The organism is Pseudomonas sp. YeP6b, assembly GCF_025642995.1.
Lineage (GTDB): Bacteria > Pseudomonadota > Gammaproteobacteria > Pseudomonadales > Pseudomonadaceae > Aquipseudomonas.
In genome coordinates this window covers 4,268,673-4,295,328 of the sequence record NZ_CP080090.1, presented here as the reverse complement: position 1 = coordinate 4,295,328, position 26,656 = coordinate 4,268,673, and the positions used below count along the sequence as shown (strand labels likewise).

The window sequence follows — 26,656 nt, the reverse complement described above, 5'->3', positions numbered from 1 at the left end:
CAGTCAAACGTCCAACACTTCCATTGCTTGCAGCACCTCGGCGATCGCCTTGACCGCTGCGCGCATGCCGGGCGCATCGACGTGGCCGATGCAGCCCACGCGGAAGGTTTCCACTTGGGTCAATTTGCCGGGGTAGAGGATGAAACCCTTGGCCTTGACCCGCTCATAAAAGTCCTTGAACTGGTAGCGCGGGTCTTTTGGGGCGTGAAAGGTCACGATGATCGGGGCCTGGATCGCCGCCGGCAGAAAACTGCGCAGGCCCAGTTCGGCCATGCCGTCCAGCAGTGCCTGGCAGTTGCGGGCGTAGCGTTGGTGACGCGCGGGCAGGCCGCCTTCTTCTTGATATTGCAGCAGTGCTTCGTGCAGGGCCGCGACCACATGGGTGGGTGGGGTGAAGCGCCATTGGCCGGTCTTGGCCATGTAGCTGTGTTGGTCGAACAGGTCCATCGCCAGGGAATGGCAGTTGCCCTGTGCGGCGGCCAGTGCCTTTTTGTCGGCGAAGACGAAACCCATGCCCGGCACGCCTTCCAGGCATTTGCCGGAGGCTGCGATCAGTGCGTCGAACGGCACTTCGCGAGCATCGATCGGCAGTGCACCGAAGGAGCTCATGGCATCGATAATCAGGCGTTTGCCGTGGCTTTTCACTGCATCGGCGATCTGCGGCAGCGGGTTGAGAATGCCAGTGCTGGTTTCGCAGTGGATCAGCGCCACGTGGGTAATGGCCGGGTCGGCGTGCAGCAGGCGGTCGACGTCAGCGGCGGTGGTGGGTTCATCCTCGGCGGTTTCGAAGGTGCTGAAATCGCGGCCGAGCACTTCGCAGATCTTCGCCAGGCGCTTGCCGTAGGCGCCGTTGATCAGCACCAGTACCTTGCCGTCGCGTGGCACCAGGGTGCCGATGGCGGCTTCGACGGCAAAGGTGCCGCTGCCTTGCAAGGGCACGCAATGGTGGCTGCCTTGGCCGTTGAGGATCGCCAGCAACTGCTCGCAGACACTCGCGGTGAGTTGGTTGAAACGGTCATCCCAGGAGCCCCAATCCACCATCATTGCCTGACGGGTGCGGTTCGATGTGGTCAGTGGGCCAGGGGTCAGCAGGATCGGCGCGGCAGGGCTCATCTCAATTCCTCGCAAGGTATCGGGGGTTGAATCTACGGCGCCTAAATTGCAGTTTGGCTTGTCATCAATCAAATTGTTTGTTGTTATGCGAGCTATCAGTGAGGCCGATAGCTATGAACTTGTTCCAACTGCGTGCATTCGATGCGGTGGCCCGCGAGGGCAGCTTTACCCGAGCGGCGGCGCGGCTGTTCATCAGCCAGCCGGCGGTGACCGGGCATATCAAGGCGCTGGAAGAGCACTATCAGATCCCGCTGTTGCGCCGCACAGCTCGGCGCGTGGAGCTGACCGAGGAGGGCATTCGCCTGGCGGCGATCACTCGGGCGATCTTCGGCCTGGTGGACGAGGCGCAGACGCTGTTAGAGGCCAATCGCCAGTTGCTTACCGGGCGCCTCGAAGTCGCGGCGGATGGCCCACACCTGGTGATGCCGATGATCGCCAGCCTGCGCGCCCGCTATCCCGGCATTACCGTCAACTTGCGGCTGGGCAATGCCCAGGAAACCTTGGCGGCGCTGTTGTCCGAGCATGCGGACGTGGCGGTGCTCACTGAGGTGGAGCCGCGTAACGGCCTGCACCTGCAACCGCTGAGTGAGTCGCGCATCTGCGCGTTGGTGCCCGTCAGTCACCCGTTGGCTGCGCAGCCCGACGGCATTCGTCTGCAACAGCTGCACGAGGTGATCATGGTGCTGCGCGAACCGACTTCCATCACCCGCCGCACCTTCGATGACGCCTGCCGGGTGGCCAAGGTGCAACCCAAGGTGTTGCTGGAGCTGGACAGCCGCGAGGCGGTGACCGAAGCCGTCGCCGCCGAGCTGGGCGTGGGCGTGGTCTCATCGATGGAGGTCAGTCCGGACCCACGGGTGCAAGCGATTGCGATCCAGGGCGATGGGTTGCTCAACCGGCACATGCTCGGCTGCATGGAGCGGCGCCGCTCGTTGCGGCTGATCCAGGCGTTTTTCGAGTTGGCGCCTTAAGTGGTGGTTGGCTGAAGACCGGGTTGGTGCCATCGCGGCATGGGTATCTACGCAACTTTTTGTGTTGCGCTGAGCTTTTTACGGGGTTTTTAGGTAGATGTGAGTACATATCCGTTGCTGCGGTAACGGCTTCGTAGGGTTCCGCTCTTACAGCGGGTCACTTTTTGAAGGACCAAAAAGTAACCAAAAAGTCCTCGCCCCACCACTCGGTGCCTCGCTTAGGCTCGGCATGCCCTCACTCCGGCTTGAATCCGTGGGCCGCCGCCATGGGCCATCCTTGGCCCATCGCGGCTAACCCGGCGTCCTGCCGGGTTACCCACGGATTCAAGCCTGCGTTCGGCCATCGTGGTTAACGGGGCGCCTAAGATCAAGATCAAAAGCAAGAGCACGGCGGCCTAGTAGCCGACCTGAGTGGTAGAAGCAAAAGCAAGGCAGAAGCAGAGCAGAAGCAGAGCACCACCCTAATCTAGCTGATGTAATGAGATCCCAATGTGGGGAGCGGGCTTGCTCGCGAAGGCGGTGTGTCAGTCAGCTCATATGTAACTGACCCACCGCCTTCGCGAGCAAGCCCGCTCCCACAATTTTGACTGAGTTCGACTGCCAGCACCGCAGTGTTTGCTTTTCTGTGGGAGCTGGCTTGCCTGCGATGGCATCAACTCGGTGTACTTGATGGACCGAGGTGCCTGCATCGCAGGCAAGCCAGCTCCCACATTAGATTGAGTTCAGTTTCAAATATCAGGTCGGCTGTCAGGCCGCCTCGGCTCTGCTCTTGATCTAACCACTCAGGTCGGCTACCAGGCCGCCGTGCTCTTGCTCTTGCTTTTGATCTTGTTTTTGATCTTGATCTTAGGCGCCCCGTTAACCACGCTGGCCGAACGCAGGCTTTGGAGCGGGGTAAACCGGCAGGACGCCGGGTTAGCCGCGATGGGCCAAGGATGGCCTGATGGCGGCGGCCCCGCTCCAAAGCCGGAGTGAGGGCACACCGAGCCCAGGCGAGGTGCCGAGTGGTGGGGCAAGAGCCCTTTGGTTACTTTTGGGGCTCTTTTCCAAAAGTGACCCGCTGTAAGAGCGGAACCCATAGCAGCCGTTACCCAAATAACGGATATGTACCCAGCGCCCCCACGACAACCAAAGAGTTCAACCCATAAAAAGATGTGTAGATACCTATGGTCATCGCGGGCAAGCCCGGCTCCCACAGTTGACCGAGTTGTGCTGGAGTACGCGGTCCACTGTGGGAGCCAGGCAAGCCCGCGATGAGACCGGGGAGTTCACCGCAGACTGTCACGGACAATATCGAGAAAGGTCGCCACCACCCGGCGCGAACTCTGCTCTTTGAGGCACACCAAGGTTTCTTTCATGCGCTGGGTGCAATCGCGGATCGGCATGGCATACACCCGTGAGTCGGCGCCGAATTCCGCAGCGGAAACTACCCCCACGCCAATCCCCACCACCACCGCCTCACGTGCAGCTTCGCGGCCCTCCACCTGGATCGCAGGGCGAATGCGTAGCCCGGCCTGGCGCATTTCCTGCTCCAGGGTCTGACGGGTGACCGAGCCGATTTCGCGCAGTACCAGCGGCGTATCATCCAGGTCGGCCAAGCAGATCGACTCACGCCCGGCCCACGGGTGGTTACGTGCGACAAACGCGAGTAACTGGTCGTCGGGCAAGGGCAGCGACAGCAGGCGCTCATCGTCGACATCGCGGCCTAGCAATGCCAGGTCGGCCTGGTAGTTGTACAGGCGAAACAGCGATTCGTCGGTGTTGCCGGTTTCGATCTTCACGCTGATCCCTGGGTAAAGCTGGCAGAAGCGGGCGATTTGCGGCAGCACGTGCACAGGGGCATCCACGGCCAGCGTGAGGGTGCCGGTTTGCAACGCGCGGGAGTCCTGCAGCAATTCTTCGGCTTCGGCTTCGATCACAAACAGGCGCTGGGTGATGCTCAGCAGGCGCTCACCCAGGTCGGTCAGGCGCACCGAGCGTTTGTTGCGATGAAACAACAGCACCCCGAAGCGCTCTTCGAGTTTACGCACCTGGTCGGAAATGGCCGGCTGCGTCAGAAACAGGCGCTCGGCCGCCTGGGTAAAGCTGCCGTGTACGGCCACGGCGTGGAAGGCTTTGAGTTGTGCATGGGATACCGACATCGCAGATCCTCTTACAAGCTCAGCTTATATTTGAAATACGATAAATCGATTTTACCTATTAGTCAGCCATTGGTTTTATACGGCCAGTCGCCGTCAGTTGAGTTGTACAACGGCGATGACCATGGGTGCTGGCAAGCAGGCCCATCTGACCAATGTCGCGCGTTACAAGGCTCGGCATTGCAGTGCTCAACCATAAAAAAAACAGGCATTCGCTTCTCGATTCTGCCGGCACACTCACCTGAGGTCAGAACCACCATGAATATCCCTATGGGTAGTATCAAGCGTTGGCGCGTGCAGATTTTCGCCATCACCTGGCTGGCGTACGCGGCCTTCTATTTCACGCGCAAGGCGTTTTCGGTGGCCAAGCTCGGTATCGTCGACGACCCGAGTTTCCCCCTCGATAAAATGATGATGGCCAACCTCGACGGCCTCTACCTGGCCGCCTATGCCGTGGGGCAGTTCACTTGGGGCATGCTGGCCGACCGCTTTGGCCCACGGGTGGTGGTGCTGGGCGGGCTGCTGATTTCAGCCGCCGCCGCCTTGGTGATGGGCACGTTCGCCACCTTGCCGATCTTTATCAGTTGCATGCTGATCCAAGGGCTGGCGCAGTCCACTGGCTGGTCGGGGTTGTGCAAGAACCTGGGCAGTTTCTTCCCGGCGCAGCAGCGCGGGCGGGTGCTTGGGCTGTGGAGTTCGTGCTACGCGTTTGGTGGCCTGGTGGCGTCGCCCTTTGCCGGGTGGTGGGCCTACACGTTGATCGGCAGTTGGCACGCGGCATTTATCTCCAGTGCGGCGGTGGTGGCCGTGGTCGCGGTGCTGTTCTTTATCTTCCAGCGCAATACGCCGCAGGATGTGGGCTTGCCGGCGGTTGAGCCGCAACCGCCGCTGATCGCCGAGGAGACTGCCGCCGAAAAGCGTGTCAGCGTGCTCGAGCCACTGCGCGCCATCTTGCGTAACCGCACGGTGCTGACGTTGGGGCTGGCGTATTTCCTGTTGAAACCGGCGCGTTACGCCATCCTCTTGTGGGGGCCGGTGATCGTTTACGAGCAGATGCCCTCGGTGGGTAAGGTGGGCGCGGCGATCGTACCGACGGCGTTTGAGCTGGCCGGGTTGCTGGGGCCGATCATGATTGGGCTGGCGTCCGACAAACTGTTCGGCGCCCGGCGCATGCCGGCCTGTGTGCTCAGCCTGCTGGTGCTGACGGTAGCCCTGGGGTTGTTCATGGGCGCGCTGCACACCGGCAGTGTGATGCTGGTGATGGCCTTGCTGTTTGTCATGGGCCTGAGCCTGTACGGCCCGGACTCGATGATCAGCAGCACTGCCGCCATCGACTTCGGTACTGCCAAGGCCGGCGCCACGGCAGCCGGCTTTGTGAATGGTTGCGGTTCGGTCGGGGCGATTCTTGGCGGGCTGCTGCCGGGCTACTTCGACACAGTGACGGTATTTATTGTGTTTGCCGGCGCCGCGCTGTTTTCCTCAGTGGTGCTGATGCCTTACTGGAATGCCAGGCCGGCGGAGCTGGCACAGGTGGGGGATTTTGTGCCGGACCGTAGCGTTGCGAACAAACCCTTGCGAACCTGAGGGGCATGGCCGGTTTTTTGGTGGATTAGCGCGTTTTTGCGCTATAAACTCTGCCCCCAAAGCGCCGGCCAGTAGACGTCTCGGCGCCATGGATATGAAGAGAGTGAGTCATGGGCGCACAGTGGAAAGTCAAACATAAAGAAGCGGCATCCAATGCCAAGGGCAAAATCTTTGGCAAGCTGGTGAAAGAAATCACCATCGCCGCCCGTAACGGTGCCGACACCGCGACCAACGCCCACCTGCGTCTGGTAGTAGAGCAGGCCAAAAAGGCCTCGATGCCCAAGGAAACCTTGGAGCGCGCCATTAAGAAAGGCGCCGGTCTGCTGGGTGAAACCGTGCAGTACCACCGCGTGACCTACGAAGGTTTCGCCCCGCACCAGGTGCCGCTGATCGTTGAATGCGTGACCGACAACATCAACCGCACTGTGGCGGAGATTCGTGTGGCGTTCCGTAAAGGGCAATTGGGTGCTTCCGGCTCCGTGGCCTGGGACTTTAACCATGTCGGGTTGATCGAAGCGTCGCCGGACACGCCGGACGCTGATCCGGAAATGGCCGCCATTGAAGCTGGGGCCCAGGATTTCGAAGACGGCGAAGAAGAAGGGACCACCCTGTTTATTACCGAAACCACCGACCTGGATGCTGTGCAGAAAGCGTTGCCGGAGCAGGGTTTTACCGTGTTGTCGGCCAAGTTGGGTTACCTCTCGAAGAACCCGGTGAGTGGTTTGACTGATGAGCAGATGGCTGAAGTCGAGGCCTTCCTGGAAGGGTTGGACAACCATGATGACGTGCAGGATATGTTCGTTGGTCTGGCTGGCTAAGGCGCGGTTCAAAAAAGTGGGCGCGGGGTTGCGTGCGATGGTGGTTTTTGAGGGGGGCGCTGATTTTGGGTAGATTGAGTACATATCCGTTGCTGCGGTAACGGCTTCGTAGGGTTCCGCTCTTACAGCGGGTCACTTTTTGAAGGACCAAAAAGTAACCAAAAAGTCCTCGCCCCACCACTCGTTGCCTCGCCTAGGCTCGGCATGCCCTCACTCCGGCTTGAATCCGTGGGCCGCCGCCATGGGCCATCCTTGGCCCATCGCGGCTAACCCGGCGTCCTGCCGGGTTACCCACGGATTCAAGCCTGCGTTCGGCCATCGTGGTTAACGGGCGCCTAAGATCAAGATCAAAAGCAAAGAGCACGGCGGCCTAGTAGCCGACCTGAGTGGTAGAAGCAAAAGCAGGGCAGAAGCAGAGCACCACGCTATCTAGCTGATGTAATGAGATCCCAATGTGGGGGCGGGCTTGCTCGCGAAGGCGGTGGGTCAGTTACACATGAGCTGACTGACCCACCGCCTTCGCGAGCAAGCCCGCTCCCACAATTTTGACCGAGTTTAGCTGCCAGCACTGCAATGCTCTGCTTTTCTGTGGGAGCTGGCTTGCCTGCGATGCAAGCACCTCGGTGTATCAGGTACACAGAGTTGATGCCATCGCAGGCAAGCCAGCTCCCACATTAGATTGAGTTCAGTTTCAGAGATCAGGTCGGCTGTCAGGCCGCCTCGGCTTCGCTTTTGATCTAACCACTCAGGTCGGCTACCAGGCCGCCGTGCTCTTGATTTTGATCTTGATCTTGATCTGAGGCGCCCCGTTAAACCACGCTGGCCGAACGCAGGCTTTGAGCGTGGGTAAACCGGCAGGACGCCGGTTTAGCCGCGATGGGCCAAGGATGGCCCATGGCGGCGGCCCACGGTCCAAAGCCGGAGTGAGGGCACACCGAGCCCAGGCGAGGTGCCGAGTGGTGGGGCAAGAGCCCTTTTGGTTACTTTTGGGGCTCTTTTCCAAAAGTGACCCGCCGTAAGGGCGGAACCCTAAGCCGCCGTGACCGCAGCAACGGATATGTACCCAAGCGCCACCCCAAAATCCACCATCGCAGGCAAACCAGCCCCCACATTTGTATCGAGTTTCACTCCAAGTCGAGCAGTGCTTCGATCTCTTCGAACCCCGGCCGCGCCAACACATCAGGCTGACAGCAGCGTTTGTGCAGCGCTACCAGCCCCTCGTCATTAAACCCAGTCTCAACCCGCTCCAACAATTCCCCCAGCAACACCCCAAACGCGCGCACTTCAATGCGCTGCAACGCCCTGGTTTCCAAGGTGTCCGCCGTGGCATGGAACGACGCCGCGCCGAAGTCCCCGAGTAAGCAGTCGCCAGCGGCATTCCACAAGATATTGTGGCCGTACAGGTCGCCATGGGTGATGCCCTGCCGATGCAAGTGCGCCGCGACCGACGCAACCTCCCGCGCCATGCGCAAGGCCACTTCAACGCTGAAACGCGTGCTCGGCTCGTAGATGTCGCGGGTGCACGACGCCAGGCTCGGCAGGGCCGCGAGGTTGCGGTAGCTCGGGTCGATCAGGTCCATCACCAGCGCAGCCTGGTCATCGGGGTGGCCCACCACGCGACCTTCCACCTTGATCAGGTTCGGATGCAGCCCCGCGGCGATGCAGGCCTGCATTTCATGCAGTGGTGAACCGTCGCTGGTGATCGTGCCTTTGTACAGTTTGACCGCGACAGGCAGCGCCTGTGGCTTCCACAACGCCCTGCGAATAATCCCCGAGGCACCTTCGCCCAGCACGTCGCCCAGCTCCAGTTCAGACCAGGGAATGTTCGGCGTTGCGTCATCAGCGGCCACGTCCACTGCCATTTCCACCGGGTTACCGGCGTAGGCCAACCACGTCAGGCTCGGCAGCGTCAGCAGCCACTCCGGCAGGTGGGTCAGGCGGTTGGAGGCGATGCGGATCAGCTCAAGGTTGTAGCAGTTCGCCAGGCTTTGCGGCAGGTCCGTCAGTTGGTTGCCGGCGAGCATGAGTTTTTGCAGCAGCGGCCGCTCGCCCAATTCGCTGGGCAATTGGCTGATGCAGTTATCGGTGAGGATCAGCCAGCGCAACTGCGGCGGCAGGGCGGCGGCGGGCACGTGGCTGATCTGGTTGGCCTTGAAGCCGATCATGCTCAAGTTGGCGCACTGGCCCAGGCATTGCGGCAGCTCGGTAAAGGCGTTTTCCGAGCAGAACAGCACGCGCAAATGCGTCAGGCGATGCAGGTCGTCGGGCAGGCTGCTCAGGGCGTTGCCCGTGAGGTTGAGGATTTCCAGGGTGTCGGCCAGCTCGAAGATTTCCCGCGGGAATTCGGTCAGCCCGCAGGCCAGGTCCAGGCGTTTGATACCGGCCAGTTGGCCGGCCTTGAGTTGGGCAAGGGTATTCATGAACGGCGCGGTCACTCGGCAAGAGGGCGTAAAAGGCGCTCATGATACCGGGTCGGGTGCGGGTTGCGGGCAGTCCGTTTGCAACTCGGCTTTTTGTAATTGATGCAGACGGCTGGCGGTGCGGGCGAGGTCGATGGCCTGGCCTTCCAGGGATTCAGCCAAGGGCTGGTGGCCGATCAGGGTCAGGCGTTTGTCCTGGTCGTAAAGCACGTCCACCAGGTTGATAAAACGCTGCTGTACGGCGATCGGGCATTCGGCCAGTTGCGGCAGCCCGTCGACGATCCAGTGGTCGAAGTCCTGGCATAGCAGCAGGTAATCCATCACGGCAGTGAGCTGTTCGCAGAGGTCGTTGAAGGTAAAGGCGATAGTCGGCGCCTGATGGCTGCGGCAAACCAACTGGCGGTTGCCGACCTTGAGGGTCTGCGCCGGGCAATCCGTGGCGGGCAGCCCGAGCGCTTGACGCTGAGCGGGCGTCCCCGGCCACACATACTGGCCGGCGCTGAAGCGCTGCTCGGCATGCGCCTGGGGCAGGCTGCGAAAGTCTTGGGGGGAGCTGACTTCCAGCACGTCCATGCGCGCGGCGATCAGGTCGATCACCGGCTTGAAACGCTCGTGGTACAGCGGGTTGGGCAGCAACCCTGCGGGCGCATAGTTGGAGGTCACCAGCACCAGCACGCCGCGCTCGAACAAGGCTTTGAACAGGCGGCTGATGAGCATCGCATCGCCGATATCGTGGACGTGGAATTCGTCGAAGCACAGCACCCGGCAGCCTGCGAGCAGCTCGTCCAGGGTCACGCCCAGGGCGTCGTCGTGCTCACGGTGCTGGAACATGCCGCGATGCAGGCGGGCAAAAAACGCGTGGAAGTGCACGCGTTGCTTTTCGGCAATCGGCAACGCCTGGAAAAACCCATCGAGCAGCCAGCTTTTGCCGCGCCCCACTGGGCCGTGCAGGTACAGGCTGCGCGTGGTAAGGCCCGCGAGCAGGTGCTGGGTCTGACGGGCGAGGGCGGTAATCGCCTGGGTTTGGCCGGCACTCAGGGTGTAGCCCTGTTGTTTGGCCTTTTGGGCAAAAAACGCCGGGATCGGCGAGGCGTTCTGTACGTCGGTCTTTTTGCCAAGCAGGCGCTGGATCACGGAAAGCACGGCCAATGCGAGTCACTCTGTAGTGCGGTGGTCGCCTACTTTAGGGCGCTCGCCGCGGTTTGACCAATAGAGAAGGGCGCGGCCAGCTATCTCGAAAAAGCATGACATATAAGCCCTGCTGACCAAACTGGCAGTTTCTCTTTAAATGGCTAACCTCATACACAGTGGTCACCCCCTGTATAAGGAATTGGGGCTGTGAAGGGACGAGCAGTATTAGCAGTCATGGGCACGATGCTCTGTAGTACGGTTTACGCGGCGCAGCTCCAGGTGGAGGTGCGCATCGACGTGCAGCGCGGCTGCCAACTGGTGGGGACCACCCGCAGTGCCGGCATCGAGCAGCTTGGCCTATTGGATTTCGGCAGCGGCCCGCGTCTGGATGACCCCGCCGGCCCCTTGAGTGCGGCCCTGATCAGCCAGCGCCAGCCGCGCCTGGAATGTAACCCCGGCACGCCGTATCAAGTGCGTGTTGACGGCGGCCTGCATGGCGGCGTCGGCGAAGTGCGCTACCTGAGCGCCGCGACCCCTTCGAGTCAACCCATTCCCTACCGCATTTACGCCGACGCCGCGCGGCGGATTCCGTTGCCCGTCAATCAACCGCTGAGCGGCCGTGTGCCGGACTCGGGCTCGGTCGACTTACCTCTGTATGGCCGCATCGAACCGCTCAAGGACATCCCCGCCGTCGGCCGCTACACCGACCTGCTCAAGGTCACAGTCACGTGGTAAGCCGGGGCTGGGCCCTCGTGGCCATGGGCAGTCTGTTGCTGCTGGCGGATGACGCCCAGGCCGCAGCGGTCAATGGCCAGGTCCACGCGCGCTTGGTGATCACCGCCAGTTGCGAGGTGAGTAAAGGTGTCGAGAGCGCGCCGGTCAGCCCTACGGGCGGCAGCATGTTGCTCGACTTCGGCAGCCAGGGGCCGACGTGGAACAACCTGTTGGGCGCAGCGGTGACTGATGTCGACAAGGCGCCGCTGTCGGTGTCCTGCAACCCCTCGGTGGTCAGCAGTTTCACCGTGACCATCGACGGTGGCGCCCATGGCGACGGCGCTACCCGACGCCTGAGCAACGGCCGCCACACCATTCCCTATCGGCTATCCGCCGACCCGCTGGGCCGCAGCGCCTACAGCATCGGCCAGCAACGCAATTTCGTCGTGACCAAGGGCACACAAGTACCGATCCCGGTATTCGGCTTGGTGGTGGCGAATACCAAGGCCCTACCGGCCGGCATCTATACAGACACCCTGACGGTGACTCTGGATTGGTAAACCCTGAGGATGAACATCATGCATGCACGTGTATTGAAGGCTGTTTTTCCATTGATGGCGCTGGTGTGGGTGGCGGGCGCGCAGGCGGCCACCGTGGCCGGCACGGTCAGCGCGACCCTGGTGCTGACCAGCAGTTGCCAGGTCAATGGCGCGGCGGCAACCGGCGGGATGAGCTTCGGTAACTTGAACTTCGGCACGGCCAACAGCCTGTTCACTGAAGCCGACGGCCAGGTGCTGGGCGGTGGCGGTGGCGCGTTGTCGATCCTGTGTTCTGCGGGTACTTCGCCGACGCTGACCGTGTCTGCCGGCGCCAATGACGGTAAGTCCACTGGCGGTGCACGCGCGCTGTACGACGGCGTTGCCAACTACGTGCCGTACGACCTCTACACCGACAGCGGCCATTCGAATTTGCTGGCCATCGGTGGCGTTATCAACCTGGCGCCAAGTACCGGGGTGGCCCAGGCCGTGAATATTTACGGTAAGGCCAATGGCAAGGCCGGGCTGCCCGCCGGTACTTATACCGACACGGTTAACGTGACCCTGACGTTCTAAGTGCCATGAGCCGGGCAGCGTGGGCGTTGGCAGTGTGCATCGGCTGGGGCATGCCGGTGTCGCTGTTGGCGGTGACCAGTCAATCGTTCCAGGTCAGCGCGACGATCACGCCCGGGTGCCTGGTGGTCGGTGGTGGCACGAACTACGGCAGCCTGGCTTTCGGCACGTATTCGGCACTGGCGACCAGCACAGCGTCGGTCGCGCTCACCGGTGGCGTGACCTTGCAATGTACGCCGGGTGTCGCGCTGAACATGAGTGTCGACGGCGGTTTGCACAACAACAGTGGTCGGCGGATGCAGCTCAATAGCCGCAGTGCCCAAGTGGCCTATCAGCTGTTTCAGGACGCGGCGTTCAGCCAGAGCCTGGGGGTCAGCCAAAGCGTGAGTGTGGCCTACAGCAACGCGGCCAGTATCACCTTGCCGATTTATGGGCGAGTGCAGTTACCGGGTAATACGCCTGGGGGGACGTACAGCGACACGTTGCAGGTGCAGCTGTCGTGGTAAGGCGATTGGCAATGAGGAGTGAGACTTATGTATGCAGCTTCCCGGCTTGGGTGGGCAGCGGGTGTGAGCGCGTTATTGGCGTTGACGGCAGGGCAGGCCCAGGCGGCCAGCTCGGTGCTGATCTGGCCGATTGATCCGGTGCTGGAGGCCGATCAACAGGCCAGCGCACTGTGGCTGGAAAACCGCGGCACGGAGACCGCCAACCTGCAAATCCGTGTGTTTGCCTGGACCCAGAGCGGCTTCGATGAGCAGTACCAGAACCAGCGCGACGTAATTGGCAGCCCGTCGGTGGCGAAAATCGAGCCGGGGCAGAAACAGTTGGTGCGTTTGACCCGCACCAAGGACGTGCCGCCGGGCCAGGAATTGGCCTATCGCATCATCATCGATGAGATCCCATCGGCCACGCCCCCCGCAGCCCCTGCCGATGGCAAGACCGCCGCCGCGGTGCGGTTCCAGATGCGTTATTCGGTGCCGTTGTTTGCCTATGGCCCAGGCCTTTGGAGCAAGGTCGACGGCACCCGCGACCGCGACCCAAAGGGGGCCGGCAAGCCGGACCTGAGCTGGAAAAAAGTCAGCGTGGGTGGGCGTAATTACGTCGAAATGCGCAACCAGGGCGCCGTCCACGCGCGCTTGACCGATGCCACGTTCAAGCAGGGCGGCCAATCTCGGCCCCTGGTGGAAGGCTTGATGGGCTATGTGCTGCCGGGCGCGACCATGCGCTGGCCGGTGCCGGACGGGTTGCCGGCTGATCAGCCGTTGCAGGTCCGCGTCAATGGCGCAACGCAATTGGAGAGCCTCGCACCGGGTCGATAAAACAGTGCGATAGGGCAGGGAGTAGCCCCGGGTGTTAGCGGATGGAGATGTCCATTGAAGGACACAAAGCCTTGGTGAGCCACAAGAGGGCTCGATGTCTATGGCGATTGGTGTGGGTGGTGAGTGGCCTGTCGGGCCTGGTGCTTGCGGCACCGGGCGTGGCGGCTCCATTGCCGCCCCCTCCCAACAGTATGGAGGCTGTTGCCGATGCACAGTTGTTCCTGGAACTGGTGGTCAACCAGCGGGACACCGGCCGCGTGGTCGCCGTTAATCAGCGCGCTGGGCAGCTGTTTTTGCAGGCTTCGGTGTTGCAGGAAACGGGTATGAGGCTGCCGGGTGAAGTGCCCACCGAGGTCGCGCTGGAAAACCTGCCAGGCCTGCACACCGATTACGACAGCCAGGGCCAGCGCCTGATGCTCACGGTGCCGCCTGCCTGGTTGCCGGAGCAGTTTATCGGCAACCGCAACAACTACCCGCGCACCCAGGCGCTGACCAGTTTCGGCGCGCTGCTCAATTATGACGCCTACCTCAATGACACCGATGATGCGGGCACCTACCTTGGCATCTTCAACGAAGTCAGGCTGTTCGATACGTGGGGCACGTTGTCCAACACTGGCCAGTACCGCACCACCCTCGGCCGGGAAACGCTCGGCAGCAGCCTGGACAATGGCTATCGGCGCTATGACACCACCTGGCGGTTTTCCGACGACGAGCGCCTGTTGACCTATGAAGCGGGCGACGTGATCAGTGGCGCGTTGCCCTGGAGCACGTCGGTGCGCCTGGGCGGAGTGCAGGTGTCGCGGGACTTTGGCGTGCGCCCGGATCTGGTCACCTACCCGTTGCCACAGTTTGCCGGGGAGGCGGCGGTGCCGTCGTCGGTGGACCTGTTTATCAACGGTTACAAATCCAGCAGTGCCAACCTGCAGCCGGGGCCATACACGCTGACCAACGTGCCGTTTATTAACGGCGCGGGGGAGGCGGTGGTGGTGACCACCGACGCCCTCGGCCGGCAGGTGTCGACCACGGTGCCGTTCTATGTCACCAGCACCCTGCTGCAGAAGGGCTTATCGGACTTCTCGGTGGCCGCCGGTAACCTGCGCCGCGATTACACCGTGCGCGATTTCGGCTATGGGCCCGGCGTGGCCAGCGGCACCTTTCGTTATGGGCTGTCGGACGCGTTCACTCTGGAAAGCCACGCCGAAGCCTCGGGTGACCTGGCCTTGGGCGGTGTGGGCGGCAACCTGCGCGTGGGTAACTTCGGTGTGCTCAACACCGCCGTCAGCCAAAGTCAGTTCGACGGCCGCACCGGCCAGCAACTGAGCCTGGGTTACCAATACAGCAACCCGCGTTACAGCCTGTCTTACCAGCGGGTGGAGCGGCGTGACGCGTACGCGGACCTGAGCCTGGTCGACACGCCCTATGCCAGCCTCAGCAAGCGCAGCCAGCAAGCCACGGTGAGCGTGAACCTAAATGATTTCGGCAGCCTGGGCGTGGGCTATTTTGATGTGCAGGCGGCGGATGACTCGCGCACGCGCCTGGTGAATATGACCTGGAGCAAAGCACTGTGGCGCAACAGCAGTTTTTACCTGTCGGCCAACCATGAGGTCGGCGACAGCAGTTGGGCGGTGCAAGCGCAAGTGGTGGTGCCGTTCGACGTGTACGGCAGCCTCAGCGTGGGCAGTGAGCGCAGCAAAACCGGGCAGAGCCAGCAGCGGGTCAACTACAGCCGTGCGGTGCCGGCCGAGGGCGGCGTGGGCTTTAACCTCGGTTACGCCAGCGGTGATGGGCCGGCGTATCGCCAGGCCGACCTGACCTGGCGCTTGCAGTCGGTGCAATTGCAGGTGGGCGCATACGGCAACAGCGACGCGCAAACCCGTTGGGCCGATGCCAGCGGCTCGCTGGTGTGGATGGACAACCACGTGTTCGCCGCCAACCGTGTCGACGATGCGTTTGTGGTGGTCAGCACCGATGGCGTGGGGGGCGTGCCGGTGCGCTACGAGAACCAGGTGGTCGGCGAGACCGACCGCAACGGCCACCTGCTGGTGCCATGGACCAGCGCCTACTACCGCGCCAAATACGAAATCGACCCGCTGAACCTGCCCTCCAACGTGCAAGTGCCCAACGTCGAGCAACGCGTTGCCGTGCGCCGGGGCAGCGGCTATTTGCTGGCGTTCCCGGTACGCCGGGTGCTGGCCGCGAGCATCACTTTGGTGGATGCCCAGCATCAGGACTTGCCCCTGGGCAGCCAGGTGCGCCACGCGCAAAGCGGCGCACTGGCGGTGGTCGGCTGGGACGGCCTGGTCTACCTGGAAAACCTGGCGGCGCATAACACCTTGCAGGTCACGGTCGGCGACGGCCAGACCTGTCAGGCCAGGTTCGAGCTGGATACCACGCAGGAGCAGGTGCCGCTGATCGGGCCACTGGTGTGCCAATGACATAAGGAGTGTGCGTGTGCGGGTCAAGGAATGGCTGTTGCGGTGGCTGCTGTTGGCGAGCTTGGGTGTGTCGGCGCAGGTGCAGGCCGTGTGCTCGGTGGTCACCACCGTGCCGGCCAGTTTTGGCACGACGGTGAGTTCGATGACCGTGCGCATCACCTCCCAGCCCAGTTCGACCACTAACGGTGGCTTGAGCTGCACGCCGGCGCTGCTGTCGGTCTTGACCTCCAATGACCATTTCTACGCGACTGTTACCGGCTCGTCACAAGGCGGTTTGGTCGGGCCAACCGGGGATGTCATCAACTATACGGTCTACGCCAACAACACCAGCGCATTCCCGATGACACGTGGCACCGCGTTCGATTTTGGCGGCAGTGGCGGCATTGCCGCGTCCCTTGGCCTGGTATTCGGGCCCGGCACCAAAGTTGTACCGCTGTATTTCGCCACCACCATCGGCAGTAACGTGGCTGCGGGTGTGTACAGCGAAACCCTGAGTATCTTCTGGAACTGGAACTACTGCTCGGGCATTGGCATTGGCGGGATCTGCGCGGGCCGCGAGATCAACAACGGCACGACTACGCTGACCGTGAGCATGACTGTGGTCAATGACTGCCAGATCACCACGCCGCCGATCGCGTTCGGCAGCGCCCCGGTGGTCAGTGCATTTTCCACCGTCAGTGGGCAGGTCAGCGTCGCCTGCACCAAGGGCAGCGCCTACACCGTTGGCCTCAGCGACGGGCAGAACCCGGTGAGTGTAGGCGGCCGCCGGCAGATGGTGTCCGGGAGTAATGTGCTCGCGTACGACATCTTCAAGAGCGCCGGCACCACGCGCTGGGGCAGTGTGGGCGCGGCGCGGCGGGCCAGCTCCACGGCCGAGGTCAACCCTGGCAATGGCTTGGGCACCGGCAGCCAGGTGTTCAACTACAACGCCAAGGTCTACACCGACCAGGCCACGCCGCCGGGCGGCACCTACATCGACAACGTGGTGCTGGACGTGGGCTTTTAGAACTTCATCGTCTGCGCGGTCGACTGACCCTCGGGGCTGACCATCGCGTAGTTGTAGCCACTGCCGGACCAGTATTCGGCCTGCAAGCCATCGGCACTGCGGCTGCCGCGCGGCAGAAAACCGTTCTCCGGGCCGGGTGGGCGGATATAGAAACTCATGCGCCGCCCTTGCGGGTCTTCGTACAGCACCATGGCGGCAGCGCCTTGCTCAGTGGTGAGCAAACGCCCGCTGACCGGTTTGAACCCCGACGGGCTCAAGTCGGGCAGGCGGTGCGCCTGGCTGAAGTAACGGTCGAGCCAGGCCTGCATGGTGCCGCTGTCCTGGGCGTTGTAATCGGCGGGCATGATGCCGTCCTGGGCAAACAGGCGGAACGCTTGCATCGCGTCGGCCATCGGCAACATCGGCGGCTGGGTGGCCTCGCGGGCATGCCAGCCGCCCAAACCGCCGAGGCTGACAGCGATCAGTAGCACGGCGGCGCTAGCCAAATGGCGGCGCGACTGATGCTTGATGCGCTGGCGAATCAGCGTCGGGTCCAGCGCGGGGTTGGCCGGTTGCTGCAAGGCCCCGCTTAATGCCGCGCGCAGCAGGTGCGCATCCTGTTGCCAGGCATGCACCTGGGCCGCGACGTCGGGGTGGGCCGCCAAGTAGCTTTCAAGCACGCGACGATCGCTCTCCAGCAGTTGGTGATCGACGTAGGCATGCAAATCGCGTTCGCTGGGGGGCAGGCTGATCATTTGAGTATCCGCAGGGAAGGGCTGGCGATTTCGCCATCGCTGAGTTGACGCAAGGCCTGGCGCGCCCGGGACAGGCGCGACATTACGGTGCCGACGGGTACCTCAAGGATAACGGCAACCTCCTTGTAGCTTAAGCCTTCGACCGACACCCAGAGCAGCAGGGCGCGCTGTTCGGTGTTGAGTTGGTCGAAGGCTTGCAAGGCCGATTGGGCCATCACCGTGCGCTCCACCGAAGGTTGCGCGTCGTCACGGCCAGTGAAGAGTTCGAGCATGCGTGCGTAGCGCCGGCTGCGACGGTGGGCGTCGAGGAACTGCCGGTAGAGGATCGAGAACAGCCAGGCGCGCAAGTCGCCCTCGATGCGTTTGTCGGCCCAACGGATGATCGCCCGTTCCAGGGTCGCCTGCACCAAGTCGTCAGCGCTGCTGGCGTTACGCGTCAGGGACACGGCAAAGCGCCGCATCCTGGGAATGAGTTCACGTAACTGTTCGTCGAGCTCGTGCATGGGCGTGGGTTCTGAGCGATTGTGCAGAGGAAGACGCTGGCCGACGTAGCTTATTCCATCAACAGCAGTACGAATGTTGCGCTTTTGTATAGGGGAAATCTGCAATGCGAACGGCTCTGTAATGCCGCTCCCACACCTCAATCAACCCTCGTAACAGCCGGGAACCCCTTCGGCGTTTAAGTGATGAGGGTGTATGCATGACATTTTCTCCGATCGATAAACAGTTCTTTTCCCGAGCCGCGCTGGCTCATTTGCCTGCGGCGCAGCGAGTCGTGTTTGAACAATGGGGCTGTGGCCCTACCGCCAAACCTGCCTGCGACACCGTGCACCACGCCATTGAGGTGCAAGCGGCACTGGCGCCGCAAGCGATCGCTGCGGTGTGGGCGGGCCAGCGTATCAGCTATGAACAACTCAACCGTCAAGCCAATCGCTTGGCCGTGCGCCTGGTAGAGCAGGGCGTGACGCGCGGCGACACCGTGGGGCTGTTTGTCGAGCGTTCGATTCCCATGCTGGTAGGGCTCTTGGCGGTGCTGAAGGTGGGCGCCGCGTATGTCCCTCAAGACGCCAGAATCGTCCCGACACTGCAACTGAGCATGGTGCTGGAGTCGTTGACCAGCCCAGTGATTCTGACCCTGTCCAGCCTGGCTGAGCGTATACCGGCCGATGCGGCCCACCGCTGCCTGGGCCTGGATACGTTTCTGGCCGAAGAGCCCTGGATCGCCCAGGACAACGATCAGGTGTTCGCCGCAGCTGACACCGATGACCTGTGTTTCGTGCTGTTCACCTCCGGCACGACCGGGCGGCCCAACGGTGTGTGTGTCAGTCACCGCAACGTGTGCAACCTCCTGTTGACGGAGCCGGGGAGGATGGGCATAGCACCGGGGCACAACGTGGGGCAGGTCCTCAATATCGGGTTTGACATGGCTGCCTGGGAAATACTCGGTTGCCTGGCGCATGGAGCGACCCTGCTGATTCGAGGTAAAGACATTGCGCAAACCGCTGCACAGTGTCACGTATTGATCGCCACACCCTCGATACTGTCGACTCTTGACCCTGAGCAGTGCCCTGACCTCAAGGTGGTCGCGGTGGCGGGAGAGCCCTGTTCCCAGGCGCTCGCCGAGCATTGGGCCGAGCACTGCGCGTTCTACAACGGTTGCGGCCCCACCGAAACCACGATCGTCAATACGCTGCATCGGCACGTGCCTGGCACGCTATTGACCATCGGCAAGCCCACGCCCAATAACACCGTGTATGTGCTCAATGAGCACGGCCGCGCCTGTGAACTGGGTGAAACCGGTGAAATGTGGGCCGGCGGCGCAGGGGTAACGGTCGGCTACTTGAACAATGCTGAGCTGACTGACGAGCGTTACCGCCCGGACCCCTTTATGGGCGGTGACACGATGATGTTTCGTACGCGGGACCTGGGGCGCTGGACGACCGAGGGGCAACTTGAACACTTGGGGCGGGTCGATGATCAGGTAAAGATTCGCGGGTTTCGTGTGGAGCTGGACGCCGTGTCCACCGCCCTGGAGGCGGGCGATGGCTGCACGCGGGCGGTCACGTTGAAGCTGGACAGCCGCAACCTGGTGGCCTTTGTTTCGCCGGCCAGTGCTGACGTTGAGTCGTGCCGAGCCCGGTGCCAGGAGCGCCTGGCCTACTACTGCGTGCCGTCATCGATCTATGCGGTGGAGCATTTCCCACTGACCGCCAGGGGCAAGATCGACAAGGCACTGTTACTGCAACGGGCTCGGGAGCGGCACGTGGCGTTATTGGCGCTCAAGACTGAGGGGGCCGGCCATGATTGATGCGCTGACCCGTACCGTTGTACCGCCCAAGCCGGCGCTATGGCGCCGTTGGACGTCACTGCCGATGTTCTCTTACTACAACCGTCTGTTGGCGCTGGTGCTGATGTGCAACGCGTTGGTGCTGCTGGCTGTCGACTTTCGCGCCATCACCGTCGAGAGGTTCGCGGACATGGTGTTGATCAACCTGTCGGTTGCCATTCTGATTCGCCAGCAATACCTGATCAATGCCTTGTTCTGGTTGGCGACCCGGGTTCCGCGCGCATGGCCGCTACGTGTGCGGCGCAGTGCGGCGAAGGTGTACCACTTTGGCGGGCTGCACAGCGGCGCAGCCCTGGCGGCGACCGGCTGGTTTGCGGCCATGCTCGGTGTTCAGGTAGCGCGTTATCTGCAGCAGCCTGGCAGTGTTTCGTCAGCCTGGTTGTGGCTCAGCAGTGTGCTGCTCAGCCTGTTGATGATGATGGTGATCATGGCGCTGCCCCGGGTTCGTAGCCGCTTTCACAACGGCTTCGAGCGAGTCCATCGGTTTGCCGGTTGGGGGGCGCTGCTGTTGTTCTGGGGGCTGACGTTACTGGCGTCCAGCGAAGCCTCGACGCCCTTATTGCACAGTGGATCGTTTTGGATGCTGGTGCTGCTGACGCTGAGTATTGCGTTGCCTTGGTTGCGTTTGCGCAAGGTGGTCGTTGAACACGCGCAACCGTCGGGGCATGCGGTGATTACGCGCCTGAGCCACACCACACCCTTTGCCGGTTCATCCACCGCGATCAGCCGGAACCCACTGTTGGAGTGGCACTCATTTGCCAATATTCCCGCGCCAGGCGAGGCAGGGTTTCGCCTGATCATTTCTCGCGCCGGAGATTGGACTGGGCGGTTTATCGAGGACTCGCCTTGCCACGTATGGGTTAAGGGCATCACCACGGCGGGCGTTGCCAATGTGGAAACCCTGTTCAAGTCAGTGGTGTATATCGCCACTGGCAGCGGCATCGGGCCGGTCATGCCGCACTTATTGGCTGCTCAAGTGCCAATCCAGTTGATCTGGTCCACCCGCAGCCCGAGGAAAACCTACGGCGATGAACTGGTCGATGAAATCCTGCGTGCTCAGCCCGGTGCGTTGATCTGGGACACCGATGAGCGGGGCAAGCCGGACCTGGTGCAACTGGCCTACGGCGCGGTGCAAACCGTGGGCGCAGAAGCGGTGATCTGTATTGCCAACCAAGCGTTGACTCAACGTGTGGTGCACGAGATGGAAGCACGAGGCATACCCGCTTATGGCGCGATCTGGGATTCCTGAAGTCGCGTTATAGGGGCCAACATCAATCAGTCGAGGTGTTTATGAATGTGTTAGTGGAGCGTTATGGCCGGGTCGTTCTGGTCAGGCTCAATCGTCCGCAGGTCAAAAATGCGCTGAGTTCGGCGCTGATGACGGAGTTGATCAGCAGCCTGGCGACTGTGGACCTGGACCCTCAGGTCGGGTGTTTTGTCATCACCGGCACTGCGGAGTATTTCGCGGCGGGGGCTGATATCAAAGAGATGAGCGGCAAGTCTTACGTGGATATGCTCAACGAAGATTACTTCGTCGGCTGGGAGGCTTTTAGCCGTCTGCGCACGCCCACCATCGCGGCAGTGGCCGGTTACGCGTTTGGCGGGGGCTGTGAACTGGCGATGATGTGCGACATGATTTTCGCCGCCGACACAGCGACGTTTGCGCAGCCGGAAATCAAGCTGGGTGTGATTCCGGGCATGGGCGCGACCCAGCGGTTGACGGGGCTTATCGGCAAGGCCAAGACCATGGACCTGGTGTTGACGGGGCGCGCGATGACCGCCGCCGAGGCCGAGCAGGCGGGGCTCGTGTCACGGGTCTACCCGGCGGCGGATTTGCTGGCGCAGACACTGGCGGTGGCGGCGCAGATTGCCGGGTTCTCCCGCACCGCCACCCGCGCGGCACGGGAGGCGGTTGAACAATCTCTGGAGGTCGGCTTGCACGATGGCGTGCGTCTGGAGCGCCGGCTGTTTCATGGCCTGTTTGCCACACCTGATCAGCAGGAAGGGATGCAGGCGTTTCTTAACAAACGGCCGGCATTGTTCAATCGGATATAGAAGAAAACTTGAATCGGCGGCGTATCTGCTTCGAAAAAAACTACAGTGAAAAGGGAATAGACCTACGTGGGACTCGTCTCATAGTTCATTTTCCTTTCGGCCACGTGCCCTGGAGTTTTGCATGGTAGATCACTCATCGCCCCCACGTGCGCCACTCAGTACCGCCAGTTTGCTTGTCAGGCTGGCGTGTATTGGCGGGGTAGTGGCGGTTGTTGCTGGGGCGTTTGCCTACGTCAACGGCACGCTCGACCCACAGCGCCTGCGCCCCAAAACCCTGGTCAATGCCCTGGAAACCAATAACGGCCTGCACCCGGGCTTGCGACGTAACCATGCCAAGGGCGTGTGTGTGGCCGGTTACTTCCAGAGCAGTCCCGAGGCACGTGCGTACTCGAGTGCCCAGGTGTTCAGCGAAGCGAAAACCCCGGTAATCGGCCGATTTGCCTTGCCCAGCGGCAACCCTTACGCGCCGGACAGCAGTGTGCCGATCCGCAGTTTCGCCGTGCAATTCAGCCAGGCCAACGGCCAGCAGTGGCGTACGGGGATGAACAGCATGCCGGTGTTCCCGGTGGGCACGCCTGAGGCGTTCTACCAAATGCTCAAGGCCGGCGCGCCAGACCCGGCCACCGGCAAGCCGAACCCAGCGAGCATGCCGGCGTTTTTTGCCGCGCACCCGGAGACGGCGCCGTTCCTGGCGTGGGTCAAGACGGCCAAGCCGTCGGCCAGTTATGCGACAGAAACCTACAACGGCATCAATGCCTTCTACCTGGTGAGCGCTGATGGTAAGCGCCAGGCGGTGCGCTGGGGCGTGGTGCCACAAAGCCAGGATGCGGCAGGTGATACCGCGCCGTCGGGCGGTGATTTCCTCGAAAAAGACTTGGTACAGCGCCTGGCTTCAGGGCCACTGCGTTGGCAGTTGAACATGACCCTGGCCAACCCCGGCGACCCGCTGGACGATGCGAGCAAAACCTGGGCCGGCGAACACAAAGTGCTGAACGCCGGCACGCTGGTGCTGCAAAGCAGCCAGCCGCAAGCGGACGGCGATTGCCGCGATATCAACTTTGACCCGCTGATTTTACCCAGTGGTATCCAAGCCTCTGACGACCCACTGCTGGCCGCACGTTCGGCCGCCTATGCCAGTTCGTACTTACGCCGCGCCGGCGAAGTCAGCCCGCTGCACAGCGCCCCTCAGGAGTCAAAGCCATGAATGTTCAACCAGGCTATTTTGCGCCGCTGGCCCGCCTGCTGCATTGGCTGATGGCATTGATGGTCATCGCCATGCTGTTTATCGGTGCGGGCATGGCGGCGTCTGTGTCGGAGCGTCATGAGTGGCTGATTCACCTGCACAAGCCGCTGGGCATTGCGATTCTGGCGCTGGTGATTGTGCGGTTGGTGGTGCGTGTTTCTACCCGGCAACCGCCGCTGCCTGCTGATTTGCCGTTGTGGCAAGTGCTGGCAGCCAAGGCGTCCCATGTGCTGTTGTACGCGCTGATGCTGGTGTTGCCGCTGCTGGGTTGGGCGATGATTTCGGCGGCCGGGGACCCGGTGATGCTCAGCAGCTCGGTGCAGTTACCGGCGTTGCTGGGAGCGAATGCGCCGCTGTTTGCGGTGTTGCGCAAGGCTCATGGATATTTGGCTTATTTGCTGTTTTTGACGGTGTTGGTGCACTTGGCGGCGGCGTTGTTTCATGGGTTGATACGCCGGGATGGGGTGTTGCAGAGCATGACTGGCACCAGAGACTGATGCTGTTGAGTTTGTGCAGGTTTTTTGGGGGGGGAGGTGGATTGAGTACATATCCGTTGCTGCGGTAACGGCTTCGTAGGGTTCCGTCCTTACGGCGGGTCACTTTTGGAAAAAAGAGCCCCAAAAGTAACCAAAGGGCTCTTGCCCCACCACTCGGTGCCTCGCCTAGGCTCGGCATGCCCTCACTCCGGCTTGAATCCGTGGGCCGCCGCCATGGGCCATCCTTGGCCCATCGCGGCTAACCCGGCGTCCTGCCGGGTTACCCACGGATTCAAGCCTGCGTTCGGCCATCGTGGTTAACGGGGCGCCTCAGATCAAGATCAAGATCAAGATCAAAAGCAAAGAGCACGGCGGCCTAGTAGCCGACCTGAGTGGTTGAAGCAAAAGCAGGGCAAAAGCACAGCAGAAGCACAGCAGAAGCACAGCAGAAGCAGATCTGCTTTTCTGTGGGAGCTGGCTTGCCTGCGATGCAGACACCTCGGTGTATCAGGCATAACCAGTTGATGCCATCGCAGGCAAGCCAGCTCCCACATTGGATTGAGTTCAGCCTCCACGATTAGGTCGGCTGTCAGGCCGCCTCGGCTTGCTTTTGATTTAACCACTCAGGTCGGCTACTAGGCCGCCGTGCTCTTGCTTTTGATCTTGATCTTAGGCGCCCCGTTAAACCACGCTGGCCGAACGCAGGCTTTTGAGCGGGGGTAAACCGGCAGGACGCCGGTTTAGCCGCGATGGGCCAAGGATGGCCCATGGCGGCGGCCCCCGCTCCAAAGCCTGCGTGAGGGCACACCGAGCCTAGGCGAGGTGCCAAGTGGTGGGGCAAGAGCCTTTTGGTTACTTTTGGGCTCTTTCAAAAGTGACCCGCCGTAAGGGCGGAACCCATATCCGCCATCACCCAAATAACGGATATACACCCCGCACTTCTTAGGTCGCCATCGTCGGCAACGCTTAGCGCAAGACATCCACAATATCAGCAACCGTGCTCAACACATCCTTGCCCAGCTGTTTCGAGCGCTCACCCGACCAACCGGTTTTCAGGTTGGGCGCGTCGTCGTTGTCCTTGAACGGCATCTCCAGGGTCAGCGACAGGCAGTCGTATTTCTCACCGACCGCATTGCAGGCCAGGGTCAGATTAGCTTCGCCCGGCAGGTCACGGGCGTATCCATGGGTAGTCTGGAAGTCACGGGTCAGTGCGCTTAAGTGGCCGCGGAAGTGTTTTTCCAGCGCTTCCAGACGCGGGGTGTAGCCCGGGTTGCCTTCGCAGCCGGCGGTGAACACGTAGGGGATTTCTTCGTCGCCGTGGATATCGAGGAACAGGTCAACGCCGTACTCTTCCATCTGCTGTTGGGCGAACAGTACTTCCGGGCTGATCTCCTGGCTGGCGCTCTGCCAGGCACGGTTGAGGTCCTGGCCCACGGCGTTGGTGCGCAAGTGGCCGTGGAAGGCGCCGTCGGGGTTCATGTTGGGTATCAAGTACAGGTCAGCGACGGCCAGGAGCTTTTTCAGCTCGTCGTCACCGTCCTGTTGCAGGCGTTCGATGATGCCTTCCATAAACCATTCGGCCATGTGTTCACCGGGGTGTTGCTGGGCGATGATCCAGACCTTGCGCTGGCCTTCGCCACCTTTGCCGCGGCGCAGCAGTTGGATGTCACGGCCTTCGGCGCTTTTGCCGGTTGCGAGCAATTGCGTGCCGGCGCGGTTTAAGGCCTGGTCGATCAGCCAGTCGTGACGCTCACGGCTGTAGGGTTCGAAGTAGGCGATCCAGGCTTGTTTTTCACGGGTCTCCAGGCTGATGTGCAAGGTTTCGCCATCAAAGCGCGTGGGCACGCGGAACCAGTTGATATGGTCGTAGGACGCCACGGCGTTGTAGCCGCTCCAAGCGTTTTTATAAGAGGACTGGCTCGCATTGCTCAGGCGAAAGGTGTGGGTGTGGCCCACGTGCATGCCTTCGGCCTTGAAGTGGAACCATTGGAAATGCGCGCTGCGGGTATCCGGTTTGATCGCCAGCAGCAACTGATAGGCATCGCTGGCATCCAGGACCTGGATATTGCCGCTGTCGAAGTCGGTGCTGATCTTAATGGAGGTCAAGGCCACGGTCATAGTCTGGTTGCCTGAATATGAGAGTTGTGGCGGATATCTTACAAGGAGTGAGGCTAAATTCTGATGCAAAATTGTTGCAGAGGGGAGGGGGCGTCGTCCTTGACGCCGCAGCAGCTTAGAGTCTATGAGATTGATTCTCAAGCGCTATTTCGCAAAGATCCGGGTTAGAGCGCTCGCCCGGCCTTCTTTTGGCGATAGTCTTTTGCTACCATGCGCGCCATCGAGCAACACACAGTCTTCATTAGCCTGAAGCCATGCCAGGGAAACTGGCAAAAAAAAGACCCGGCCAAAGAGCCGGGTCAAAAACCGTGATTAGCCTGATGAGGAGATATTCCAAGAGTCCGACCTAAGGTCCCTTGGTCTATCGACTGATCTCGCGATCAGCTGGGTCTAATAATAATCATTATCATTTGCAAGTCAAATGTTTTTATCCGTGAGATAGAAATATTTTTGCTGCATACCTGTCAGGCGCTCGCCTGACCGGCTGGTGCCTGCAACGTCTGCTCCACCATCGCCTTTGCCATATCAATCAAATACACCACCGAAAACGCCAGATCCCGCTGGTTGCCCTGGCGGCTGCTTGCCGATTCGTAGGCCGCTGCCGCCGCGCTGCGCAGCAGGTCGGACGCGTGAACCAACGCGTCTTCATGGCTGATGCCGGGCTTGATGTCGAAAAACATGTCATCAGGGATCGGTGCTGACACATTCTCTTTCAAGTAATAGTCGAGTGCGCGCTGGGCAGCGCCGCTGTTGCGCATCACCAACAGTTCGTCGGATTCAGGTGTGTCGGGCAGGGGATACGGGCTGGTCATCATGAGGGTAGGTACTCTGAGTGGATGTCGAAAACCTGTACCTGATAATAGTACGAATCGTATTTATGTCATTTGATGGATTACTACAAACTGTTTATTGTTCTGGCAAGTAC

General features: G+C 61.4%; 23 protein-coding genes. 15 read left to right on the top strand and 8 right to left on the bottom strand.

Annotated features, from left to right (window positions below; all coding sequences use genetic code 11):
• Positions 1–3 precede the first annotated feature (3 nt).
• Positions 4–1,113, bottom strand: coding sequence for a 2-aminoethylphosphonate--pyruvate transaminase (locus tag KZH41_RS19155; RefSeq protein WP_263273481.1), 1,110 nt, complete (start codon positions 1,111–1,113; stop codon positions 4–6).
• A 113-nt stretch (positions 1,114–1,226) separates the two neighbouring features.
• Here KZH41_RS19155 and KZH41_RS19150 point away from each other — a divergent pair, with 113 nt between their 5' ends.
• Positions 1,227–2,084: a LysR substrate-binding domain-containing protein gene (locus tag KZH41_RS19150; protein ID WP_242150737.1), complete on the top strand. Its 858-nt coding sequence runs from the start codon at positions 1,227–1,229 to the stop codon at positions 2,082–2,084.
• Between the two features lie 1,268 nt (positions 2,085–3,352).
• Here the strand turns inward: KZH41_RS19150 and KZH41_RS19145 are convergent.
• Complete coding sequence (locus KZH41_RS19145; RefSeq protein WP_094953868.1) at positions 3,353–4,225, bottom strand: LysR substrate-binding domain-containing protein; 873 nt, start codon at positions 4,223–4,225, stop codon at positions 3,353–3,355.
• 255 nt (positions 4,226–4,480) lie between these two features.
• Here KZH41_RS19145 and KZH41_RS19140 point away from each other — a divergent pair, with 255 nt between their 5' ends.
• Both KZH41_RS19140 and KZH41_RS19135 read left to right on the top strand, forming a co-directional pair.
• Positions 4,481–5,806 (top strand): MFS transporter, encoded by a 1,326-nt coding sequence (locus KZH41_RS19140; RefSeq protein ID WP_263273480.1) that lies wholly within the window; start codon positions 4,481–4,483, stop codon positions 5,804–5,806.
• 110 nt (positions 5,807–5,916) lie between these two features.
• Positions 5,917–6,624, top strand: coding sequence for a YebC/PmpR family DNA-binding transcriptional regulator (locus tag KZH41_RS19135; protein WP_034120341.1), 708 nt, complete (start codon positions 5,917–5,919; stop codon positions 6,622–6,624).
• 1,124 nt (positions 6,625–7,748) lie between these two features.
• On the opposite strand, the gene KZH41_RS19130 is transcribed toward KZH41_RS19135, so the two are convergent.
• Positions 7,749–9,044: a protein kinase gene (locus tag KZH41_RS19130; RefSeq protein WP_263273479.1), complete on the bottom strand. Its 1,296-nt coding sequence runs from the start codon at positions 9,042–9,044 to the stop codon at positions 7,749–7,751.
• 39 nt (positions 9,045–9,083) lie between these two features.
• Positions 9,084–10,193, bottom strand: a complete 1,110-nt coding sequence (gene zapE / locus KZH41_RS19125; protein ID WP_263273478.1) for a cell division protein ZapE — start codon at positions 10,191–10,193, stop codon at positions 9,084–9,086.
• A gap of 225 nt (positions 10,194–10,418) precedes the next feature.
• Between zapE and KZH41_RS19120 the strand changes: the two genes are divergently transcribed.
• Genes KZH41_RS19120 through KZH41_RS19090 form a run of 7 tightly spaced genes read left to right on the top strand, consistent with a single transcriptional unit; the run spans position 10,419 to position 16,758 of the window.
• Positions 10,419–10,910 carry a spore coat U domain-containing protein gene (locus KZH41_RS19120; RefSeq protein ID WP_263275119.1) on the top strand — a complete coding sequence of 164 codons (492 nt, stop codon included), beginning with the start codon at positions 10,419–10,421 and terminating at the stop codon, positions 10,908–10,910.
• On the top strand, positions 10,904–11,449 hold the full coding sequence (locus tag KZH41_RS19115) for a spore coat U domain-containing protein (protein ID WP_263273477.1): 546 nt from the start codon (positions 10,904–10,906) through the stop codon (positions 11,447–11,449). Before KZH41_RS19120 ends, KZH41_RS19115 begins: the two co-directional genes overlap by 7 nt.
• An 18-nt stretch (positions 11,450–11,467) precedes the next feature.
• On the top strand, positions 11,468–12,001 hold the full coding sequence (locus tag KZH41_RS19110; RefSeq protein ID WP_094953334.1) for a spore coat U domain-containing protein: 534 nt from the start codon (positions 11,468–11,470) through the stop codon (positions 11,999–12,001).
• 5 nt (positions 12,002–12,006) lie between these two features.
• Positions 12,007–12,504 carry a spore coat U domain-containing protein gene (locus KZH41_RS19105; protein ID WP_263273476.1) on the top strand — a complete coding sequence of 166 codons (498 nt, stop codon included), beginning with the start codon at positions 12,007–12,009 and terminating at the stop codon, positions 12,502–12,504.
• Between the two features lie 27 nt (positions 12,505–12,531).
• A complete protein-coding gene (locus tag KZH41_RS19100; RefSeq protein WP_094953324.1) occupies positions 12,532–13,317 on the top strand; it encodes a molecular chaperone in 786 nt (261 codons plus the stop codon).
• Between the two features lie 41 nt (positions 13,318–13,358).
• Positions 13,359–15,752, top strand: coding sequence for a fimbria/pilus outer membrane usher protein (locus KZH41_RS19095; protein WP_263273475.1), 2,394 nt, complete (start codon positions 13,359–13,361; stop codon positions 15,750–15,752).
• Between the two features lie 16 nt (positions 15,753–15,768).
• The gene (locus KZH41_RS19090) at positions 15,769–16,758 is read left to right on the top strand and encodes a spore coat protein U domain-containing protein (RefSeq protein ID WP_371917712.1); all 990 of its coding nucleotides are present in this window, start codon (positions 15,769–15,771) and stop codon (positions 16,756–16,758) included.
• Here the strand turns inward: KZH41_RS19090 and KZH41_RS19085 are convergent.
• On the bottom strand, positions 16,755–17,492 hold the full coding sequence (locus KZH41_RS19085) for an anti-sigma factor family protein (protein WP_094953321.1): 738 nt from the start codon (positions 17,490–17,492) through the stop codon (positions 16,755–16,757). The genes KZH41_RS19090 and KZH41_RS19085 overlap by 4 nt on opposite strands.
• Entirely contained in the window at positions 17,489–17,995 is a 507-nt protein-coding gene (locus KZH41_RS19080) for a sigma-70 family RNA polymerase sigma factor (protein WP_263273474.1), read from the bottom strand. Before KZH41_RS19080 ends, KZH41_RS19085 begins: the two co-directional genes overlap by 4 nt.
• A gap of 197 nt (positions 17,996–18,192) precedes the next feature.
• Here KZH41_RS19080 and KZH41_RS19075 point away from each other — a divergent pair, with 197 nt between their 5' ends.
• The 5 genes from KZH41_RS19075 (at position 18,193) to KZH41_RS19055 (ending at position 23,634) form a co-directional block, all read left to right on the top strand.
• Entirely contained in the window at positions 18,193–19,800 is a 1,608-nt protein-coding gene (locus tag KZH41_RS19075; protein WP_263273473.1) for an amino acid adenylation domain-containing protein, read from the top strand.
• Entirely contained in the window at positions 19,793–21,088 is a 1,296-nt protein-coding gene (locus KZH41_RS19070; protein WP_263273472.1) for a hypothetical protein, read from the top strand. The genes KZH41_RS19075 and KZH41_RS19070 overlap by 8 nt, the downstream gene beginning before the upstream one ends.
• 41 nt (positions 21,089–21,129) lie before the next feature.
• The gene (locus KZH41_RS19065; RefSeq protein ID WP_094953314.1) at positions 21,130–21,894 is read left to right on the top strand and encodes an enoyl-CoA hydratase-related protein; all 765 of its coding nucleotides are present in this window, start codon (positions 21,130–21,132) and stop codon (positions 21,892–21,894) included.
• Positions 21,895–22,015: 121 nt separating this feature from the next.
• Complete coding sequence (locus tag KZH41_RS19060) at positions 22,016–23,098, top strand: catalase family peroxidase (protein ID WP_242150720.1); 1,083 nt, start codon at positions 22,016–22,018, stop codon at positions 23,096–23,098.
• Positions 23,095–23,634: a cytochrome b gene (locus KZH41_RS19055; protein ID WP_263273471.1), complete on the top strand. Its 540-nt coding sequence runs from the start codon at positions 23,095–23,097 to the stop codon at positions 23,632–23,634. The genes KZH41_RS19060 and KZH41_RS19055 overlap by 4 nt, the downstream gene beginning before the upstream one ends.
• 945 nt (positions 23,635–24,579) lie before the next feature.
• Here KZH41_RS19055 and KZH41_RS19050 read toward each other — a convergent pair.
• Together KZH41_RS19050 and KZH41_RS19045 are read right to left on the bottom strand one after the other, a co-directional pair.
• Positions 24,580–25,731, bottom strand: a complete 1,152-nt coding sequence (locus KZH41_RS19050; protein ID WP_094952523.1) for a M14-type cytosolic carboxypeptidase — start codon at positions 25,729–25,731, stop codon at positions 24,580–24,582.
• Between the two features lie 464 nt (positions 25,732–26,195).
• Positions 26,196–26,546, bottom strand: coding sequence for a DUF3077 domain-containing protein (locus tag KZH41_RS19045; RefSeq protein WP_263273470.1), 351 nt, complete (start codon positions 26,544–26,546; stop codon positions 26,196–26,198).
• Between the last annotated feature and the right edge of the window lie 110 nt (positions 26,547–26,656).

What these genes read in the sequence shown, in the direction of transcription:
- KZH41_RS19100 (WP_094953324.1), top strand. Translation starts at nt 12,532, where the DNA reads ATGTATGCAGCTTCCCGGCTTGGGTGGGCAGCGGGTGTGAGCGCGTTA.
- KZH41_RS19130 (WP_263273479.1), bottom strand. Translation starts at nt 9,044, where the DNA reads ATGAATACCCTTGCCCAACTCAAGGCCGGCCAACTGGCCGGTATCAAA.
- KZH41_RS19145 (WP_094953868.1), bottom strand. Translation starts at nt 4,225, where the DNA reads ATGTCGGTATCCCATGCACAACTCAAAGCCTTCCACGCCGTGGCCGTA.
- KZH41_RS19135 (WP_034120341.1), top strand. Translation starts at nt 5,917, where the DNA reads ATGGGCGCACAGTGGAAAGTCAAACATAAAGAAGCGGCATCCAATGCC.
- KZH41_RS19105 (WP_263273476.1), top strand. Translation starts at nt 12,007, where the DNA reads ATGAGCCGGGCAGCGTGGGCGTTGGCAGTGTGCATCGGCTGGGGCATG.
- KZH41_RS19070 (WP_263273472.1), top strand. Translation starts at nt 19,793, where the DNA reads ATGATTGATGCGCTGACCCGTACCGTTGTACCGCCCAAGCCGGCGCTA.
- KZH41_RS19110 (WP_094953334.1), top strand. Translation starts at nt 11,468, where the DNA reads ATGCATGCACGTGTATTGAAGGCTGTTTTTCCATTGATGGCGCTGGTG.
- KZH41_RS19055 (WP_263273471.1), top strand. Translation starts at nt 23,095, where the DNA reads ATGAATGTTCAACCAGGCTATTTTGCGCCGCTGGCCCGCCTGCTGCAT.
- KZH41_RS19120 (WP_263275119.1), top strand. Translation starts at nt 10,419, where the DNA reads ATGCTCTGTAGTACGGTTTACGCGGCGCAGCTCCAGGTGGAGGTGCGC.
- KZH41_RS19065 (WP_094953314.1), top strand. Translation starts at nt 21,130, where the DNA reads ATGAATGTGTTAGTGGAGCGTTATGGCCGGGTCGTTCTGGTCAGGCTC.
- KZH41_RS19155 (WP_263273481.1), bottom strand. Translation starts at nt 1,113, where the DNA reads ATGAGCCCTGCCGCGCCGATCCTGCTGACCCCTGGCCCACTGACCACA.
- KZH41_RS19095 (WP_263273475.1), top strand. Translation starts at nt 13,359, where the DNA reads ATGGAGATGTCCATTGAAGGACACAAAGCCTTGGTGAGCCACAAGAGG.
- KZH41_RS19085 (WP_094953321.1), bottom strand. Translation starts at nt 17,492, where the DNA reads ATGATCAGCCTGCCCCCCAGCGAACGCGATTTGCATGCCTACGTCGAT.
- KZH41_RS19140 (WP_263273480.1), top strand. Translation starts at nt 4,481, where the DNA reads ATGAATATCCCTATGGGTAGTATCAAGCGTTGGCGCGTGCAGATTTTC.
- KZH41_RS19075 (WP_263273473.1), top strand. Translation starts at nt 18,193, where the DNA reads ATGACATTTTCTCCGATCGATAAACAGTTCTTTTCCCGAGCCGCGCTG.
- KZH41_RS19045 (WP_263273470.1), bottom strand. Translation starts at nt 26,546, where the DNA reads ATGATGACCAGCCCGTATCCCCTGCCCGACACACCTGAATCCGACGAA.
- KZH41_RS19080 (WP_263273474.1), bottom strand. Translation starts at nt 17,995, where the DNA reads ATGCACGAGCTCGACGAACAGTTACGTGAACTCATTCCCAGGATGCGG.
- KZH41_RS19150 (WP_242150737.1), top strand. Translation starts at nt 1,227, where the DNA reads ATGAACTTGTTCCAACTGCGTGCATTCGATGCGGTGGCCCGCGAGGGC.
- KZH41_RS19050 (WP_094952523.1), bottom strand. Translation starts at nt 25,731, where the DNA reads ATGACCGTGGCCTTGACCTCCATTAAGATCAGCACCGACTTCGACAGC.
- KZH41_RS19060 (WP_242150720.1), top strand. Translation starts at nt 22,016, where the DNA reads ATGGTAGATCACTCATCGCCCCCACGTGCGCCACTCAGTACCGCCAGT.